Source organism: Syntrophales bacterium, assembly GCA_030655775.1.
GTDB lineage: Bacteria > Desulfobacterota > Syntrophia > Syntrophales > JADFWA01 > JAUSPI01.
The window spans coordinates 1-2,836 of record JAUSPI010000004.1 but is presented as its reverse complement, the minus strand read 5'-3'; the positions used below and the strand labels follow the sequence as shown (position 1 = coordinate 2,836).

Below are 2,836 nucleotides of genomic sequence, written 5' to 3'. Positions count from 1 at the left end.
ATCTTCCCGTTCACCACGTGAACCCCTGTCACTTACCGTTATAATTCCTGCAGTAATCAATATATTCCCTAAAGCGGCAGAGCCGCAACCCCAAAAGTACCTAAAGTTTGAAGTGCCTAAAGTGAGCTAAAGTTAATGTACACGCCTTCGGCGCGGTTAAATTTGAAACAGGCTACGCTGAAAGCGCATTTTTTAACTTTAGGTACTTTAGCTCACTTTACACTTTTAACTAAATCTTGTTGTTTGAACTGATGCCAACATCTGCACAAAAAACGTAGATGTTGTGGACAAAGAGTCTATTCTTCCTTTTTGTATTCAGCCACTATCTTTTCGGCAATAACCGGGGGAACTTCTTCATAATGGGAGGTCTGATAAGTAAAGGTTCCTCTCCCGCTTGTCATTGATCTCAGATCGGGTGCATATGCTAAAATTTCTGCCAGAGGCACCTGTCCTTTTATTATCTGATTAGATCCACGGGTATCCATGCCCAGTACCCTGCCGCGCCTGCCGTTTAAATCTCCTATTACATCCCCCATATATTCATTAGGGATTTCTATCTCTAAATCTACTATTGGTTCAAGAAGCGTTGGTTGACAGTTCATCACACCTTTTTTAAATCCCATTGAGCCCGCTATCTTAAAAGCCATTTCAGAGGAATCCACGGTATGGAAGGAACCATCGTAGATAGTAACCTTTATATCCACAACGGGATAGCCTGCAAGAACTCCCCCTGCCATGGCCTCCACAATACCTTTTTCGACCGCGGGTATATACTGCTTCGGGATAGCGCCGCCCACGATCCTGTCTGCGAATTCGAACCCTTCACCCTTGGAGAGAGGTTCGATCTCCAACCAGGTGTCTGCATACTGACCTCTTCCTCCTGATTGTTTTTTATATTTTCCCTGAACCTGAGTCTTTCCTTTAATAGTTTCCCTGTAAGGCACCTTTGGTACGGTTAGATTAACCTCTACACCGAATTTCCTCTTCAGTTTTTCAATCGCAACCTCTATGTGAACCTGTCCCATACCCGAGAGTATAATCTCTCTGGTTTGAGCATCTCTCCGAGTGGAAAGAGCGGGGTCTTCTTCAAGAAGTCTGTTGAGGGAAGTTGTTATCTTTTCTTCATCTCCCTTTGATTTCGGTTGGACTGCAAAGGACATTATAGGTGGCTGGGGTGATATACTTTCGAAAACTATTGGTGACTTCTGATCGCATATAGTATCCCCCGTAAATGTCTCTTTCAGTTTGGCTGCGGCGGCTATATCTCCGGGTATCAGCAATTCAGCAGGCTTCTGGGTTTTCCCTTCCAGAAAGAAGACATTTCCAAACTTTTCACTTGATTTTTGTTTTGGGTTATAGAAGCTGGAATCTGAATTTGCCGTTCCGGAATATACCCGAAACAGCGTGAGCCTGCCGGCATATGGATCGGCGATTGTCTTAAATACCATTCCTGAAAATGGAGCATTTTCTTCCGGTAATCGTTCTTCAATGTCCTCCGTACCCGGCTTTTTCCCCACAGCCGGTCCGCGATCAACAGGAGAAGGAAGGCAATTTACAATCATATCAATAAGAGGACTGACACCGATGTTCTTTGTGGCGGACCCGCATATTACAGGGACCAGGTCACCGGACATTACACCTTTTCTCAAGCCGGATTTCAGGTCGTCGATGCTGAGTTCCCCGTCTTCTAAATATTTGTTCATCAATTCATCATCACTCTCAGCTATATCCTCAACCATTATTTCTCTGTAACTGTCGGCATCTTCCAGCATATCCTCCGAAATGTCTTCGGTGTTGAATTTTCCTTCGGAACCGTCAAAGATCAGGGCCTTCATGTTTATAAGGTCTACTATTCCTTTAAATGAATCTTCTGCCCCTATAGGAATGAAAACTGGGGTAGGTTTCTTATCCAGAACACTTTTGACACTGTCAACAGCGCTGAAAAAATCGGCACGCTCCCTGTCCATTTTATTTACATATATGATCCTGGGAAGTTTAAACTCATCGGCGTATTCCCATACCTTTTCTGTCTGAAATTCTACTCCTCCGACGGCATCTATCAGAATAAGAGCGCCATCAGTAGCACGAAGGCAGTTTTTAATATCGAAGACGAAATTTGAATCACCGGGGGTATCCAATATGTTTATCCTGTACTTTCCCCAATTTATAAAATTTAAGGCTGCACTTATCGATATGTGCTTCTTCTGTTCCTCCGGTTCAAAATCCATGCAGGATGTACCGTCATCGACTCTTCCCAGCCTGTCTGATTTACCGGTAACAAAAAGAAATGATTCACAGAGTGAAGTTTTTCCTGTTCCTCCATGTCCAACTATTGCGATATTTCTTAGCGATTTAGATTGATACTTTGCCATAGAAACTCCTTTCAGTCAGTCGGTATTTGGAAATATAGTGTAAAAGTAATTTTGTTATACTTATTTGCTATACATTTTCAATGTCTGAAGATTGCGTCTACCTTAAGAATTATAGCTTGTCAAGCATATAAATACTATCACTGATTGCTGAAAATAAAACGCTGACAAAACCCTTGACCGAGAGTGGACCCCGAAAGCCCTGCTTTACAGGTAGGAGTAAAAAATGCAATATCAAACGAACATATTTCTTACCGTGAAGCCCAGCATAGACCGAGAGCTTTGAAAAATGCCCTCTTTCTGTCATTCCCGCGAAAGCGGGAATCTATAACTAATTGAGAATACTGGATTCCCGTTTTCACGGGAATGAGTGCGCCTGGGAGCAGGCGCGATTTAGGAGGTGAAAGTCCTCCTCCGGGATTATGCCCGATTCCGGTAGCCGAAGGTAACTGCGTCGCTGTGAGGCG

At 43.5% G+C, this 2,836-nt stretch carries 2 protein-coding genes; both read right to left on the bottom strand.

Translation table 11 applies throughout. The features are described 5' to 3' along the window. Positions 1 to 296 precede the first annotated feature (296 nt). Positions 297 to 2,372 carry an elongation factor G gene (gene fusA / locus Q7J27_00115; protein MDO9527545.1) on the bottom strand — a complete coding sequence of 692 codons (2,076 nt, stop codon included), beginning with the start codon at positions 2,370 to 2,372 and terminating at the stop codon, positions 297 to 299. A gap of 248 nt (positions 2,373 to 2,620) precedes the next feature. Further along, on the bottom strand, positions 2,621 to 2,836 hold a 216-nt coding region (locus tag Q7J27_00110; protein ID MDO9527544.1), incomplete at its 5' end, for a hypothetical protein.